The sequence below is a fragment of the Anabaena sp. CCY 0017 genome, from assembly GCF_963920885.1.
In the GTDB taxonomy this organism is placed as follows: Bacteria; Cyanobacteriota; Cyanobacteriia; order Cyanobacteriales; family Nostocaceae; genus Nodularia.
Genome location: NZ_CAWUDG010000002.1, coordinates 99225 through 116183, shown reverse-complemented (window position 1 = coordinate 116183; position 16959 = coordinate 99225). Strand labels below are relative to the sequence as shown.

Sequence of the window (16959 nt, the reverse complement as noted above, 5' to 3'; positions counted from 1 at the left end):
AATTATGATTGCGATGGCCATAAATGAACCAGAGGATTGGCTTATTCACTCAACAACTCGCTAAGATTAGCAACTGCACTCCCCAGTCTTCATCGTGGCGCAGAGTGACCACTAAATAACCAATGTTGCTGAGATTCTCTCTCTCAACCTGGTCTTGCTTGCGCTTATCAGGACTATCGTGAACTGAACCGTCGCAGAAAATAGCGATCGCCTTTTCCCCATAAACAAAATCCGGCTTACAATTAGCTTGGGGAATTAATACCTGTGCGGCATCGGGTAGTTTATATCCGCGTTGGTAAATCTCCCCTAACACTATGCGTTCAAATTCCGAATTGGGGTCTGTTTGTGCCAGCAATTGTTGATATTGCTGATCACGAGATAGTCCTTTAACTTGAGCAATCATTTGACTTTCTAGGAGTTGGTCAAGCCAAGGTTTAATCAAGTGGCGATTAATCAAAGCATGGTCAAACTGGTTTCTGTAGGAAAGTAAACATTCATAACAAGCTTGTACACAACTTTCCTTGGGTTCCAGAAAATGGCAGATATCTAAAGCTGCATTGGCAACTTTTTGAAAAGTGTTTGGTTGTTCCAAAAGTTGGGAAAGCACACCTGCACCACCTTCAGCAGCTTCCCAAAACAATAAATACTTACCTTCTCCTAGCCGTTCCGAGTCGAGTTCGTCGGCTTCTAATTTGTATACTGCTTGAATTGCTGTTTCTAGGCTGTATTGCAATGTGGTAATAAAGGCTTCTCTGTTTTCTGGGGGAACATTTAACGGTTCAATAATCAGAATATTGCAGGTATCATCCACCATTAAATTAACTTCGGTGTGCAAATTTTCGGTAGATTGCTGATATTTATTATCACCCCATAAACCTGTTTTGATATCAAGTTTAAATCCCCGTTCTATGTTCTTTTTCAGTCCCCGATTTATCCGCCAGATTTTAGCTGTTGCGCCGTAAGTTAACTTTAATAGTGGTGTACCATCAGCAGCTTCAACTGTGGCTGATTCTCGTTTTTGGCTATCGTAGCGGAAATGGGTGGTGATATTGTAGCCATATTTGAGGCGTTCTTCTTCATCGCAGGTGATGCGTTCTCGACGACGCGCGATCGCAGTATCCATTGGTAAGACACGACTCAGTTTGGCAAGATTGTGATAAGTATCAGGTTTAATCTCTGCACCGCAGTTTTGGCAAGTATCACGAAAATCTCCTTCATGGAAATAACCGCAGCTAAAGCAGACGCTGACTCGTTGATATTCGCCTTCAATTCCGCCTACAGGAACTTTGGTTTTTGTCACCATGAATTTACTACCCTCGTAGTAAACAATATTACTGGGGGCAAATTCCCGTAAAGCTACATTTCGGGGTCGAGATATGTAATCCCCACCTTCACCAGCCGGAATAAATGCCCTCACTGGTAAACGGGGGAAGTTAAACCCTGGTAAAAATCCCTCCGCAGCAAAGTAGCGATAGGGATAAAACTCAAATTGAGAATTACTCTTACCTTGGTTTTGACCCACTAACAGGTCGATTTGCCGTTGTGCTTCTTTTAAAAGGTTATCGGCATTTTTGCGTTCTTCTTGGGTGACATAGCCAGCAGCAGAACGACGAATGGTGAGAGTTGCTTCCTCTAATTGTTTGACTGCATCATCGTAAAGTCTCCGCCAGCGATCGCAAGCTTGATCAAAAGCATTCAGTGCATTTTCTAGGGTATGCTGTAACCAATGGACAGAATACCAGGAAGCTTTTTGCAGGTCGTGTTGGCAGAAAGTGTCAGAGAGAATCGACTGGGTAGCTTGGAGACATTGGGCTAATTTGGCAGAACTGAGATTGAGTGTCTGGCGAACATCAACTTTCAGGGGATATCCTTCTAGTTCCAAATCCAGAATTTTATTTATGGAGTCGTTGAGATAAAACCCAGTGTGCGCCAGCCAAATCGAATACACATGGGATTTGATTAAATCCTGGTTTGCTAGTTCCAATTTAGGCGGAGTCACAACACCAGCCACCATTTGATTTTGGCGTTTAAAGAAATATTGGTCATGACCGCTACCAACTGAGGCGTAGGTAATTACTAAAGCTTCCTGTCCGCTTCTACCAGCGCGACCACTGCGTTGGGCATAATTTGCGGGACTGGGGGGAACGTTCCGCAGGTGGACTACACTCAAGTCAGAAATGTCTATGCCTAATTCCATTGTGGGAGAACAGAACAAAGCCGCTAATTGTCCTTGGCGGAATTTTTCTTCCCGTTCTTGGCGGTCTTGGTTCTTCACCTGTCCCGTATGTTCTCGCCCTTCCATTGTGCGGATGTCACGGGCATTTGTTTGGTAAAATTTCTGGAAGAAACTGTTAACTGAAATTTTCAGTTTTTCGTGACCTTGTAAACGTTTGGATGTCAGCAGGTCGGGGGGAATTTCGCTGAGGTTGCTGATTTTCCATAATAGAGAATCGATGCGTAGCTGGACTTCTGATTTGTCTTGCACTAAAAAACCAGCATCACATAAGGTATTAATTAAGCTGCTGATTAAATTGGTGTATTCTTCTTCTGTTAAAGGTTGACTGCGTAATGACCAAGTATTGGGAGAACGCAAAAATCTCCCAATTTGGCTTCTAGATGTCAGCTTGAGTTTGGCTTTTTCATTACTACCACTGGCTGTAGTTGCCCAACTTGCTTGATGTAATTGTTCATTTTCATCAAAATTCCAGGGTTCTTCAATCACCGGAATTACATCATTTTTCAGTTGTGGTAGGGTTTCTAGTTGCAACAGTGGTGCATTGATGGCTAATGAACGCCGCAGCAAATTGAGGAGAGTTTGCACAACTATAAAACGTTCTTCTGGGGTGGCTTGCAGTAATACTGGATGGCGGTATTTTTGCCAAAGCTGATTATCAGCACAAGCTGCTTGCAAACCATCATATTCAATTATCAGGAGTCCACACTGTTCCAAGTTGGGTTGGACAATGCGCCATCCCCGGCGTAAGTCTTCATACAGGCGATATTCAATCAATTTGCGAAATATTTCTTCGTTGCGCTGTTTTCCTCTACCATATTCAGCAGGTTGTTGGGCGTAGTCACTTTGAGACAGTCCCATGTGTTGGACAACCACACTGGCTAATTCGCTGTGGGTGAGTTCTTTTTTGGCTTGGAGTGCGCCTAAAAGTGCAGCGCGTAAGAAACTGGTTTGTACAAAGTCGTTAAAATGTCCGGCTTGTAGTGACGCATCCTGACGGTTATCGGTAAAGCTGAGAATTTTGGTAGCTTTGGCTTTTTCTCCGGTGAAAATTGGCTTGAGACGGCTAACGGTAGAAAGACAAAGCAGGGTGGTGGCTGTACTGCGTCCTTCACTACTGAGGCGAGAGAGTTTCGCAAATTCTTTGCGTTTTCTGTCATGTACTACTCCACAGTTGAGACAGGTGAGAAAGGGTTTAGGAATAAACCAACACGCTGTTCCTTTTAATGCGGAGTTAGTAATTTTGCCATTGGCTAGAACTCTGATTTTTTGGGGAATAAACCGCCTATAGTCTTTTTTTGCAACCCGTCCTTTCTTTTTAGTTTCTGTAAACCAGTTATCAGGAAGTCTTTCTTCATCGCGTTCATCCCAAAATTCTGGTTCATCTAAAGTGAGATAACCTTCTTGAATATCTTCATCTTCAGGAGTGTCTAAGGCTGTGGGTAATTGCGGTAATACAATGCCTTTGTCGTTATCGTAGCGGACGACGTAGTAATCCTGTCCGCATTCCCGGCAAAAAACTAGGGGGTATAGTAGGCGGTCTTCGGTGGTTTTATATTGGCCTTCTAGGGTGAGAAGGCGTTTCTCTCGGTTTTCAATGGTGGCGTAAACGCTACCACCTTGGGAAATGAATTGATGTAGGCGAAAGGCGAGTCCTTTGGTTTTGCTTCCCCAGAGAAACATTTGTTTGAGGATGTGTTCGTAGTTAAGAGACTCTGAGGCGCAACTACTAGCTAGTTTTTCTGCACCTTGTTCTAGGGTAATGGGTTGACGGCGGACAAGATACCCTTCTTTATTCTCTAAACCAAAGTTCATTTCTATCCAAGCGGCGAGGGGATGCTGTTGGAACTTTTTGAATGTCTGTTCTGATTCTGGTGGTAAACCTGCTTGAATACTTTGGCTGACTTGTTCAATGGTTGGTTCATCAAGTTGGATAGAACGTTCTAAAGTTTCATCGATAACGTTGGTGGCTTTGATTTCTACACCAAATAATTTACTGGCCACATCTGCGACGACTTGACGACGTTGGGCGCGGGAACCTTCGGTGGACATCGTGGCGCTTGTACCAATGCAGAGTAATTCGTGATTACTTTGGCTGCGTTGGCGGAGTTTACGGATTAAAATCGCCACGTCTGCACCTTGTCGTCCCCGATAGGTGTGTAATTCATCCAGTATCAGGAATTTTAAATTGGGAGACTCTACCAGTTGATTTTCGTGGGTGCGTGAGAGCATTAACTCTAACATCACGTAATTGGTGAGTAAAATATGGGGTGGGTTATTTTGAATTGCGGTTTTCTTGCTTAAACTTTCTTGTCCGGTGTATTGTTCGACGCGAATGTGAGTTTGCGGAACTTGGCGTAAAAATTTGTCGAGTTCTTCTTTTTGAGAGTTAATTAAGGCGTTCATGGGATAAACCAATATCGCCCTGACTCCTGTAATTTCAGGATGGCGGAGTAAGTCGTCAAAAATCGGCACGACGTAAGTCATGCTTTTACCGGAACCTGTACCTGTGGTGACTACGTAGGGTTCTTGGCGTTGGGCGGTTTCAAAGGCTTGTTTTTGGTGGTAATGGAATGTGAAGGGTTTACTGTTTTGAGAAAAGTAATTTTCACAGTCGGGATGGAGGATTTTTTGTTGGATTAATTGGTTGACGGTTGCACCTTTTTTGTAGGTGGGATTTAATTGTAATAGGGGGTCAGTCCAAAGTTGTCCTTTATCTAGTTCTTTGTCTACAAATTCTTTAACTTTGGGGTCACGGATTTTGAGGAAGCTTTCTATATAGCGGCGGTAGTCGCCAATTACTTGATTGCGGAAGTTGAATATATCTAAATAATTCGTAATTGGTAATTCGTAATTTGTAATTGCTGGTTGGGGTGGGGTGCGCCCTAAGCGTTCATTGATGTAATTTGAAAGTTGGATAGCGAAGGTTTCTGTCAGGGTGGAAGGGTCGAAGATTTGTGTGATTTTTACATCATCCCATTCTTGGGGAATGCTGGTAAAAATGAGGTTTAATTGTTCTGGGGTGACTGAATCAACATCTGTACAATCGACTAATGCTAAACCTTGTCCTATGAGAGAGCTTATAGACAGAATAGCAGCTTCTTGATATTGAAATAATTCTTTGAGATTAACAGATATCTTCATAATTGCTAGTTCCTAATTTAAATTATTTGTATTTCAAAATTAGTATTGATTTGAATTTTGTATTTTTTTGAATAAATTTTTTTCACTTGATTTTGAATTGTGTTCAAAAACTCCGATCAAATTGATAGTTAATGGATTATTGCATCTTAATTGGCAAACTATTCTAATACGACTTCCAACTCTAAATAAATAGATATTATTTGCATGGGCAACTTTATGAAAAGCATTGCTACTGAATAATAAATTATTACTAGCCAAATAGTTCAAATAGTTGAGACGTTCATGTACTCTTTCTTGCTCAGATGTAGAGAGTTCTTCTAACTCTGTTATAAAATCATCTGTTAAAATTAAATTTTCGCCCAATGAATGATAATTTAAATTATCTACTGCTTCTTGTAAATCTGTAATATCTTGTTTGGTTTTGTTTATTTCTTCTTCAGTTAATTCGGTTTTGACTGTATCTAATATAGAAAATATTTCTTGTTGTTTTTTTGATAAAGTTTCTATAGCATTTAAACTAATTGGTCTGTGGTGCATTACTTTATTCCGTTCATTTATGATGAATCTCAATGAGCTTTTTATAGACTTCCATTGTTTTTCATCTTGAAAATAGCGAGAAAATATTCGATCCCAATAAGAAACTTTTTCAATGCTTAGTTTGAGTTCACTTTTAAATTTTTTGATAGAGCTACAACGAGATAATAATTCTATTAAATCAATAATATAAAGTGGCTTAGTCTCAGATATTTTCGATATTTTAGATTCAATTATTTCTACTAAATCTTCAAAAAAAGTACATTCTAATGGATGTAGTGGCACACCATATTCATGAGATTTTGAACGAATATTTTCAGCTTTTTGCTGTAAAGTTGGATTAGCCACAGTCTCCCACCATTCAAAGTCTAAATCTTCTACATCTAAAATTGCTTGGTTTATAAATTTTCTAAAGCGTTGTTCAATTTGCGACAAAATTGGATACACTTGCTCTCTAATATTATCTCCTGCCTCATCAGTAATACGTATACAGCTAAGTTGAGAATCAATGACAAACTTGTTAATTATATTATGGCAAGAATCAATTGTTTTCAGTGACCCTATCAGTAATAAAGTGATGCTTTTCTTCGATGAGTCATTGATATCAAATGAAAGGTTTTTTTGTAAGTATTCTTTTAGTAATACTTCAAGCTTTTGCTTGAGGTTCTCTGAAGTAATTTGTTTTTTGTCAAAGACTATTTCTAGGCAAAAAGAATTTTGGTATTCCATTTGTTTATAATTATGTACTAATGTAAGTTATCCCAAGCTTCTAAAACTAATCTTTGGGTGCGGTATTCCCCAAATTCTTTAATTTCTTTGTTCTTTAAAACGCGGAATGTTTCGCTGGGGAAGTCTTCGCCGTAAATATCGGCGGGGTCGAGTATATATCGCAGTTCATCACGGGTGAGTCCGTAGAGTTTGGCGTAATATGCGTCTAATTCTGCTCTTAGTAATGCGCGTTTGTTGTGGTTCCATTTAAATGGTTCGCCTTCATATCCCATGTCTTGGGCGAAGGGTTGCATATCCCAGGCGGTGTATACTAATTCCAGTACGCGAGGGCTGATATATTCGATGTCTTCTTGGGTGTATTTTTCTGGAGGAATAACCGGGAGTTGTCGCATGGTGAAAAATTTAAGATGTGTTCCTGCTACTTTTTGACGTGCGACAAAATCAAAAACTAAACTATTTAAACAAGTAAATAAACATGAAATTAATTTTCCATTATCTACTTGAGGAAGCATTAAAAGTACTGTATCGCCGCAAGCTGATTTAGGTAATAAACTAAAAATTGCAGTACGTTCATCAGTTGATCTACAAATATCTCGCCAACCCAAAAGCCAATCTTTATCCCATTTTCCAGCCAATTTATTTTCCACATCAACCCGACTCACCCAGTAACGCGGTTGAATAGCAAAAGAAACATCACCCTTTTCTTCATCGGTTAAATCACGAGTAGCGCCACTATCTGTATAAGTCGCCCAACGGTGAGTAAACTGGTGAAACATTTTCGCTTCATAAAGGGTAACTAAATCATTACCCGCTTCATTTTTAAATAAACCGCTATCATTCGCCATGTGAAACATAGCCATAAACGAAATACCCCAAGGATTATTCCCGGTTGTCTGATTCTCCAAAACAGGAACACGCTGATAAATTTTCTTAGTTATTTCTGCATCAGTGCTAGTTCTAAAAACTGGACAAGTTAAAGTATTAGGATTAATTAAGGCAATATCTTCAGGTGTAAGCTGAAATAAACGCTTTTCATTGTCTAAATGTTTAGGTTGAGTCAAGAAAAATGCAAAATTACCCCGTTTGATTGGTTTACCACTGATACCAAGTAGTGAAAATTTATAACTGCGATGTACAGCAATAAATATTGCTTCTCGATTTTCAAAATCATACAGACTTGCTAAGGCTTGCTTTTGCGTCAAATCACCAAAAAACCTTTTACAAGTGTCATCAGTGGCGATACCTGTAGGAACAATTACCCCAACTCTACCCTGAGAAGAAATCAACTTTCTCGTAGTCTCAGCAAACACAGCATAAGTATTGATATCACCCACCGCAGTTAAAGGAAATCTCGCTGATTCCCGAATAAACTTACTCTGCGCCTCAGCATCATGTTTCGCCTCATCAAAAGCTTGGGCTAACTGAGGATTTTTATTTGGTAATTCCTTAATCAATATATCCCGTGCTGCTTTATTTGCAGCATTAACTATTTCCGCACTCCGAGAACCAAAAAACTCCTTTTCTTGTAACTTAATCCTTTCCCAAGGCGGATTTCCTAAAACGCAATCAAAACCACCTTGTTCAAACACTTCAGGAAACTCTAAACACCAGTGAAAAAAGTGCTTTTCTTCAGCTAACTTATTCGCTGCATCTAAAATATTTTGCGTTGATAAATTACTTCGTAAAAGCTGAAATAAAGCCGCAGTCGTCGGTAATAACTGCAAATTCTCTGGTGTCAACGACATAAAAAACGCCGCAGTCCACAAATTACACGCCGAATAATCCCGCCACCATCCCGAATCTCTACGAGTTTGCTGATATTTTGCTTGCTTTTCTCTCACTTCTTGCGGTGTTGCTTCAGAAATATTTCCCAACTCCCGCACACTTTCTGCATAGTGTGTCCGTTTTGTTTCTAAACCGTCAAATAATGATAATTGTCCTTTGTTTTCCCGTTCTTGCTTATTCCGCTTTTTAAACTGTGTGGCTAACTTCTTATCATCCCCAGTCACAGCCTTAAACGCTTCATCGGGTATTCCTTCATCCAGACAATTAATATCCAACACACCCACCAAAGAATTACCACATTTAATCCTGTGGTCTAAAAATGTCAGTGGTAACTTACCGGGAAAACCTTCTATCCATAACGCCACTTTGCACAAATCCACCGCTAAGGGGTTTAAATCCACCCCATAAATGCAATTTTGAATTACATCTCGAACCGCTAATTTTAAAGGTTCACTTCCCGGTTCTGCTTCTCCCGTGCGGATTTTAGCTAATTCTTTACCAATGCGACGCGCTGCTGCTAAAAGAAAATGTCCTGAACCACAAGCCGGATCGACTACTTTTAGAGATAATAATGCTTGTTCGTAGTTGCGCTTTAACGTATCTGGATCAAGAGGCGCTAAAGCGCAACTACGAGCCTTTTCCGCAATTACGGGTTCTAGCGCTGTTTTAATTAACTGTTGTACCAGTTGCGGGGGTGTGTAGTATGAACCTGTGGTTTTTCTCTCACTACCAAATACCAACGCAAATTCATATATCCCCTGACGCTGAATTGTTTGGGGATGAAAGTCTAATAAACTCTCATAAACACTACCCAATTCTTCTACATCCAAATATTCATAATTAACTCGCCGCAGTTGGGCTTTATCTTGGTATAGGGAAAGATGGCGCAGTGCTACCAGTAAATCATAATTATCTATGGCACAATTATCTAATTCTGGCAGAGTTGTGGAACCAAATAAATCTCCGTTTAACGGTGATAAACCTAATGCTTTTCCGCGCCAGTTTTCATCAAATAAACGGAATGTCACCCGCAAACTTTGCCATAAATCTTGAAATCCTTCCCGCCGATATCGGGGACGTTCAGCTAATTCCCGCAATCGCTCAATGCTATAATATTCACGGTAGATTCGCACTTTCTCTAAATCATCTGTGACAAATAGTAATTTGCGAGATTCCGCGACCATCAAAAATAATAGACGGTAAATTAGCCGCAATAATTGACGATATAATTCGTAACTTGTAATACCCTTCGGGAAGCTATTCTCCGGCTTTATACTTAAGTCAGAATTAAACAGCGTTTGGCGCAGGTGTTCGTTTTGGGGATGCTGGATAAAGCCGTTACCTAGCTGAATTAAGGCTTTTTCTACTCCATCCCGCAGCTTATCCCGTACCCGTCCCCCTTGTTGCAGTGCTTCTTGGTGGTAATATTCCAACAGGCACTTATCCGCATCATCCACAGCTTCAGGTAAGCGGGAACGGTGAAACAGCCGATAAAATAAGCCAAACTCAGCAAAATTTTCACCTTTGAGAATCTGCTCTAAGTCAAATTCGATATAAGTAAGCCGAGTCATCAAGGAAGAATCACGCAGTAACCGCCAGCGAAAACCATTAGTGGCGATCGCCCACAAATGCTCTGTTTTATTGAGATATTCCTGCACCAGTGCGTGGGGGGATAATCTGGGTGTTCCACTGGGGGGACGTTGATCAATTTTTAGCCGACAACCCACAATGTGAATAGGGGGCTTATTTTCTCCCACATCTGCACGATGGGAAATTGCATAGGTTTGTCCATCAACTACTTCCGCTTTGGCTGTATATACAGGGGTATAACCAAGACTTTTTAGCAGGGGTACTGCCCACATTTCACGGGTAATACTGGTTGCTGAGTCATTTTCATCTACCCTATTAAAAGCCCGTTGAAATGCTGCCCAATAAACCTTAGCATCTCCCCAAGCATTAGCAATTTCATCAGCTAATTTATCAGTTTTACTTAAACCAAAATCTTCTGCTGCTTGTCCTTTGAAACCACCTTCCAGTAACTGAGAAGTGATATCTGGAGCCAGTAAATTGCCTTCTATTTGCAGCCCTGTTAATGTAGTTCTCATAGATTAATTACGAATTAAAATTTACTTTTGGTTTAAGAATGTAAACGCCCAGAATATCCATCGGTAATTGTGGCGTAACTTTAATTCGACCTTCTTTGGTAATTGCTCTCACCCGAAGATGGCTTTGTAAAAGTTCCTGGGTTCTTTGCTGGGCAAAATTTTCTAAATCTGGCTGTAGTTCTTCTAATCTTCCCAATAAATTTGAAATTTCCATCTGCTTGATAGCTGCTTCAACATCGCTGACTGGCTTGGCTTGTTGTAGCAATGATGTTGCTTCTAGTGGTGACAACCAAGAGGGGCTAGATGCAGAACCAGTAAAGCCAATCACCGCGCATTCTTCCGCCAGTAAGCTTTGCTGTTTGGCACTGTTTAATAAATGCCGTAATCTGACTAACAACAAAGTTGTGCGCTGTTGTACAGCATCGGTTATGGTCAAGCCACATCGTGCTGCTTTTGGATTTGGCGTATGTGAAAGTGCTTCTTCTAGGATGTAACTAGCTAAACCTTCCACTAAAGGATGATTCCGTCCCACATATTCCACGCCTTCTGGGGCTGGGGTGGTAAATGTGAGTAAACGGGATTTATCCCCTAACGTTGACTTGAGAAAATCTGGCGGTTGGGTAAGTAACCAACCTTGTTTTTTCTGAATTAAAGAAGGGGATATGCGATCGCACGCCGATTTCACAAAGCGCTCTACATCTGCCTCATTACCTAAAATCTGGTCAGAATCAATCAATTCCTGTTCTACTTGCTCAGGTTTGATGCTACGTTGAGCAAAACGAGTCCGATTGATTTTTTCCCGTTCTACGGCGTTGTCCCAATGCTTATGAACTTTATCAACCGCCGATTCTGACTGAAACTCAAATAACTCCAACTGCACCACATTGGTAGCATGGTCAAATAAGGACTTAAACACTGCTTCTGCAACGGTGGTACTTTCCATTGGTACAGGAACAGTCACCCCCAAAGACTTGTGAATTTGTACAGCTTTGCGAATTAGCACTTCCAGCACTGCACCATCCACAGGGTTATCTTGACCGTAAAGCAGACAGCATTTTACCTGGGGAGCAGTTTGACCATAACGGTCTACACGTCCTTCCCGTTGTTCCAAGCGGTTGGGATTCCAAGGCAAATCGTAGTGAATTACAGCGTTGAAGTGGGTTTGCAGGTTTACCCCTTCACTCAAGCAGTCTGTAGCTACTAAAACTCGTTGAGGATAGGATTTCAACTCTTCTAGGCGAACTTCTCGTTCATCCTCCGATAGTTCTCCAGTGATAGCAATTACCCGAATTTGACTGCCCTTTTTCTCTAATTTTTGTTTCAACGTTTCAGCAACATAATTGGCTGTAGCAATGTAGCGACACCAGATAATTGGGTTCATTTCCTCTTGCAGCAGAGATGTTACTGTGGCAATGCAAGTTTGCAGTTTCTGGTCTTTATTACCCTGTAATTTCTCCGCAAGTTGGACAAAAGCTTTTAACTTGCGTCTGTCTGCATCTTTGTAACTTTCTTGCCCCTGTTCCATAACTACAGTCGGCGCTGCATCCACGGCTTGTTCCTGTTCTGTGGGGTCATGGACGTAAGAACTCATCAATTCTTCGTCTAAATCGGTAACTAAGGAATCGCTCTCCTTTGATTTAGCAACCTGACGATTTAAAGTAGCGATCGCCGCAGCAGGAGAAGACATCACGCAACGAATTAACGCCAACGCCGACCAATACCTACCCCGACGTTGAGCATGGCTCATTTCTGCTGTTGTATCGTTAACTAGTCCACGAGCAAAAGTGTAGACATCCTCAAATAACTCTTTGTATTCTTTGGATAACTTATAAGGTTGTTCTATGGAATCTCTTTCTGGGAAAGGCGTTTCATTCCCCAGCCACAGCCTGACATCTATCCGTCGGCGCTGCACAAAATGGTTAGCCAGTTGATCCCGTTGCTTCTCTGTTAAGCGGTCTAAACTAAAATCCTCAAATTCCGGCTGAAGTAATCCCAGTAATGACAAGAAAGATTCTTCAATGCCACTATGAGGAGTTGCTGTCAGCAATAGTAAATGCTGGTCTTGTTTTTGGGCAATTTCCTGAATTAACTGGTGGCGCTGCTGCTGGGATGTAGTTTTGCTACCGGAACGAGTACAGGTGTGAGCCTCATCCACAATTACCAAGTCAGGACAATGAGTAATAAAACTTGCCCGGCGACGTTCTGCCTTGGCATAGTCCAGGCTAACAATCAGGTGACGATAGTAACTAAAAATATGAGAAGAATTGGGTATATCTCGTTCTAACTTAGAAGCAGTACCCGAACGTACTACTACAGCATCAATATGAAACTTCTCGCGTAATTCCTGCTGCCATTGGTCACATAAATGAGGTGGACACAGCACAGCTATTCGCTTGACTTCACCCCGGTCTAAAAGTTCACGAGCAATTAATCCAGCTTCAATGGTTTTACCAATTCCCACATCATCAGCAATCAATAGGCGCACTACTTCCAACTTCAGCGCCATCAACAGGGGAACCAACTGATAGGGACGGGGACGCAGCGATAACCGCCCCAAGCTGCGAAATGGCCCTGCACCATTGCGGAGTAACAGACGTGCCGCATCCATCAGTAATAATGCGGCTGTGTGGTCTTGAACGCTAGCAGCATTAGGCAGGGGAAATTTATCTGGTTGAATATCTTCTAGGTTGTCAAGTTGCCGATAAATACCAGCTATTTCTTCTTCGTTCCCTGATAGTGGTCGCAAGCAAATCATATCTTGATTTTCGGCTGGTATCACAACCCACTGCCGACTGCGACAGCTGACTATAGAACCAGGTTTGGGGTTCAAAGTTTCCGGCATTATTTTTTTATTTAAAACAAATAGGTAGCAAAAGTTAGGCAGTAAAGCTTTATGCCTGAAAAACTACTTGCGCTTAAATGCTACTTAATTAGTTTAAAGCCTTAGCCACTATATTTAGAATTATTTAACACCACTTAACCATTGAAAGTTTGAATTATATCTAGGTAAAATACATAATTTATTTATGACTAAATTTCACGGTGATCTTACGAGTAGAGAAACTTGAGGGTGCAAAATAGGGTATTTTGACAAGCGATCGCACTAACCTGTTACGCAAAATACGAAGTCAAGGGTTTTATTATAGTTACACAGACGTGGGATATTGTCCGTGCTTGCACCAAGCGTCCGTTTGTTGAGGTAGTTCATATACTAAAAAATACATAGTTTTATTTTTGACAAGCATCTTCCCAACTCCTGAGAGCGATCGCTCTCAGCAAATAGATATTTGACAGTGGTTGTTTGAATACTCACAGCCCAGTTATTAGCCACAATTCAACAAAGACTGAGTTTTGACAATTTCACACATTAAATGTCACTTATGCTATACAATTACAAATATGTTTCAATTAAACATTAATGTTTATGGCGGAAGAACCTCCAGTTCTTGTGTCGGAACTTTCCGACGAGGCAAAGTTGAAAATGGAGATAATTCAAAGTTTGTTAGAAGCAAGCGATCGCACTACCTATGCTCAAAGGCTGAAAGAAGCCGCAGATAAACTGGGTAAATCAGTGCGAACTGTGCGGCGACTGATTGATAAATGGGAACAGGAGGGGCTAGTTGGGCTAGCACAAACAGAACGTGCTGATAAAGGAAAGCACCGAGTCGATGAAAACTGGCAAGAATTTATTTTAAAAACTTATAAAGAAGGTAATAAGGGCAGTAAACGCATGACTCGCCAACAGGTAGCAGTCAGAGTAAAGGCAAAAGCTGATGAGCTAGGTGTTAAACCTCCTTCTCACATGACTGTTTACCGTATTCTCCAACCTGTGATTGAAAAGCAGGAAAAGGCGAAAAGCATTAGGAGTCCTGGTTGGCGAGGTTCCCGTTTATCAGTTAAAACCCGTGATGGAAAGGATTTAGCAGTAGAGTACAGTAATCAAGTTTGGCAGTGCGACCATACTCGTGTGGATGTGTTGTTAGTAGACCAACATGGGGAACTTTTAGGTCGTCCTTGGTTAACAACAGTCATAGATAGTTATTCTCGCTGCATTGTGGGTATTAATCTCGGTTATGACGCTCCCAGTTCCCAGGTAGTAGCTTTAGCACTACGTCATGCAATTTTGCCAAAGCAATATGGACAAGAATATGGGCTTCATGAAGAGTGGGGAACCTACGATAAGCCACAACACTTTTACACTGATGGTGGTAAAGATTTTCGCTCTAACCATTTGCAGCAAATTGGTGTGCAGTTGGGATTTGCTTGTCATTTGCGCGATCGCCCCAGTGAAGGAGGTATTGTTGAGCGTCCTTTCAAGACACTGAACACTGAATTATTCTCAACTTTGCAAGGATACACAGGGTCAAATGTACAAGAACGACCAGAAGATGCAGAGAAAGAAGCTTGTTTAACGTTACGTCAGCTTGAGCAGCTTTTGGTAGCTTACCTTGTGAATAACTATAACCAACGAATCGATGCTCGTATGGGTGATCAAACTAGATTTCAGCGTTGGGAATCTGGCTTGATAGCAGCGCCTGATGTCATTGCAGAAAGAGATTTGGATATCTGCTTAATGAAGCAAACACGCAGAATAATTCAAAGGGGAGGCTACTTACAATTTGAAAACTTGATGTACAGAGGCGAATATTTAGCAGGTTATGCAGGAGAAAGCGTTGTCTTGCGATATGACCCCAGAGACATCACTACTGTTTTAGTTTATAGCCATAAGGGTCAAAAAGAAGAATTTCTAGCTCGTGCCTATGCTCAAGATTTGGAAACTGAGGAATTGTCTCTAGATGAAGCAAAAGCTATGAGTCGCAGGATTAGACAGGCAGGTAAGGCTATCAGCAATCGTTCAATGTTGGCTGAGGTACGCGATCGCGAAACCTTCGTTCCCCAAAAGAAAACCAAAAAGGAACGCCAAAAAGCAGAACAGGTTGTAGTTCAAAAAGCTAAAAAACCTGTGCCTGTTGAACCAGTAGAAGAAATAGAAGAGGTATCTGTGGAAAGCTCCCAAGAAGCAGATATGCCAGAGGTATTTGATTATGAACAAATGCGCGAAGATTATGGATGGTAAACAATGACTTCACAACAAGCCAAGGCAGTTGCTCAACAATTAGGTGATATTCCTCAAAATGATGAAAAATTACAAGCAGAAATCCAACGCTTGAATCGCAAGAGTTTTATTCCTCTGGAACAAGTAAAAATGCTCCATGACTGGCTAGATGGAAAGCGGCAATCACGGCAGTCTGGTAGGGTTTTGGGAGAGTCAAGAACAGGTAAAACTATGGGTTGTGATGCCTATAGACTGCGGCATAAACCCAAACAAGAACCGGGAAAACCCCCAACTGTGCCTGTTGCTTATATCCAAATACCTCAAGAGTGTAGTGCTAAGGAGTTATTTGCCGCAATTATTGAGCATTTGAAGTATCAAATGACTAAGGGAACGGTAGCAGAGATTAGAGATAGAACACTGCGGGTTCTCAAAGGGTGTGGAGTGGAAATGCTGATTATTGATGAGGCTGATCGCTTTAAACCCAAGACTTTTGCTGAGGTGCGGGATATTTTTGACAAGTTGGAAATTGCGGTGATTTTGGTGGGTACTGACAGATTAGACGCTGTAATCAAGCGAGATGAGCAAGTTTATAACCGTTTTCGTGCCTGTCATCGTTTTGGTAAGTTTTCTGGGGAAGACTTTAAGCGAACTGTGGAGATTTGGGAAAAACAAGTTTTAAGACTGCCAGTTGCTTCTAATCTTTCTAGTAAGACAATGCTGAAGACTTTGGGTGAGGCTACAGGGGGTTATATTGGTTTGCTGGATATGATTCTCAGGGAGTCGGCTATCCGGGCTTTAAAGAAAGGATTAGCAAAGATTGATTTGGAAACCCTGAAGGAAGTAACGGCGGAGTATAAGTGATGGAAGGTGGAGAAATTAACCCTTGGTTGTTTCAGGTGGAACCATATCAGGGAGAAAGTCTGAGTCATTTTTTGGGCCGCTTTCGACGGGCGAATGATTTAACAACTACTGGTTTAGGTAAAGCTACTGGGGTTGGGGGTGCGATCGCCCGTTGGGAAAAGTTTCGTTTTAATCCCCCTCCTTCTCGGCAGCAGTTGGAGGCGTTGGCTAAGGTTGTGGGGGTTGATGCTGATAGGTTAGATCAGATGTTACCACCTGCTGGGGTGGGAATGAATCTTGAACCAATTCGGCTTTGTGCTGCTTGTTATGTTGAGTCCCCTTGTCATAGGATTGAGTGGCAGTTGAAGGTAACGCAGGGGTGTCAGCATCATAATTTAAGTTTGTTGTCTGAATGTCCTAATTGTGGGGCTAGGTTTAAAGTTCCAGCTTTGTGGGTTGATGGTTGGTGTCAACGGTGTTTTATGAGTTTTGGGGAGATGGTGACAAGGCAAAAGCCTGTTTAAAAATCCGTT

The 16959-nt window shown here is 41.4% G+C and carries 7 protein-coding genes; 3 read left to right on the top strand and 4 right to left on the bottom strand.

What is annotated here, in order from left to right; genetic code table 11:
• Nucleotides 1-49: 49 nt before the first annotated feature.
• The 4 genes from ACM0OW_RS02790 to ACM0OW_RS02775 are packed head-to-tail and all read right to left on the bottom strand — an operon-like array spanning nucleotide 50 to nucleotide 13372.
• Nucleotides 50-5377 (bottom strand): DEAD/DEAH box helicase, encoded by a 5328-nt coding sequence (locus tag ACM0OW_RS02790; RefSeq protein ID WP_414548518.1) that lies wholly within the window; start codon nucleotides 5375-5377, stop codon nucleotides 50-52.
• Nucleotides 5378-5416: 39 nt separating this feature from the next.
• Nucleotides 5417-6640 carry a hypothetical protein gene (locus ACM0OW_RS02785; RefSeq protein ID WP_414548517.1) on the bottom strand — a complete coding sequence of 408 codons (1224 nt, stop codon included), beginning with the start codon at nucleotides 6638-6640 and terminating at the stop codon, nucleotides 5417-5419.
• A gap of 17 nt (nucleotides 6641-6657) precedes the next feature.
• Nucleotides 6658-10530 (bottom strand): Eco57I restriction-modification methylase domain-containing protein, encoded by a 3873-nt coding sequence (locus tag ACM0OW_RS02780; RefSeq protein ID WP_414548516.1) that lies wholly within the window; start codon nucleotides 10528-10530, stop codon nucleotides 6658-6660.
• 7 nt (nucleotides 10531-10537) lie between these two features.
• Nucleotides 10538-13372, bottom strand: a complete 2835-nt coding sequence (locus tag ACM0OW_RS02775) for a helicase-related protein (RefSeq protein WP_414548515.1) — start codon at nucleotides 13370-13372, stop codon at nucleotides 10538-10540.
• A 582-nt stretch (nucleotides 13373-13954) separates the two neighbouring features.
• Between ACM0OW_RS02775 and ACM0OW_RS02770 the strand changes: the two genes are divergently transcribed.
• Genes ACM0OW_RS02770 through ACM0OW_RS02760 form a run of 3 tightly spaced genes read left to right on the top strand, consistent with a single transcriptional unit; the run spans nucleotide 13955 to nucleotide 16950 of the window.
• Nucleotides 13955-15607, top strand: a complete 1653-nt coding sequence (locus tag ACM0OW_RS02770) for a Mu transposase C-terminal domain-containing protein (RefSeq protein ID WP_414548514.1) — start codon at nucleotides 13955-13957, stop codon at nucleotides 15605-15607.
• A gap of 3 nt (nucleotides 15608-15610) precedes the next feature.
• Nucleotides 15611-16447, top strand: a complete 837-nt coding sequence (locus ACM0OW_RS02765; protein WP_414548513.1) for a TniB family NTP-binding protein — start codon at nucleotides 15611-15613, stop codon at nucleotides 16445-16447.
• Nucleotides 16447-16950 carry a TniQ family protein gene (locus ACM0OW_RS02760; RefSeq protein ID WP_414548512.1) on the top strand — a complete coding sequence of 168 codons (504 nt, stop codon included), beginning with the start codon at nucleotides 16447-16449 and terminating at the stop codon, nucleotides 16948-16950. The genes ACM0OW_RS02765 and ACM0OW_RS02760 overlap by 1 nt, the downstream gene beginning before the upstream one ends.
• Nucleotides 16951-16959: the final 9 nt, after the last annotated feature.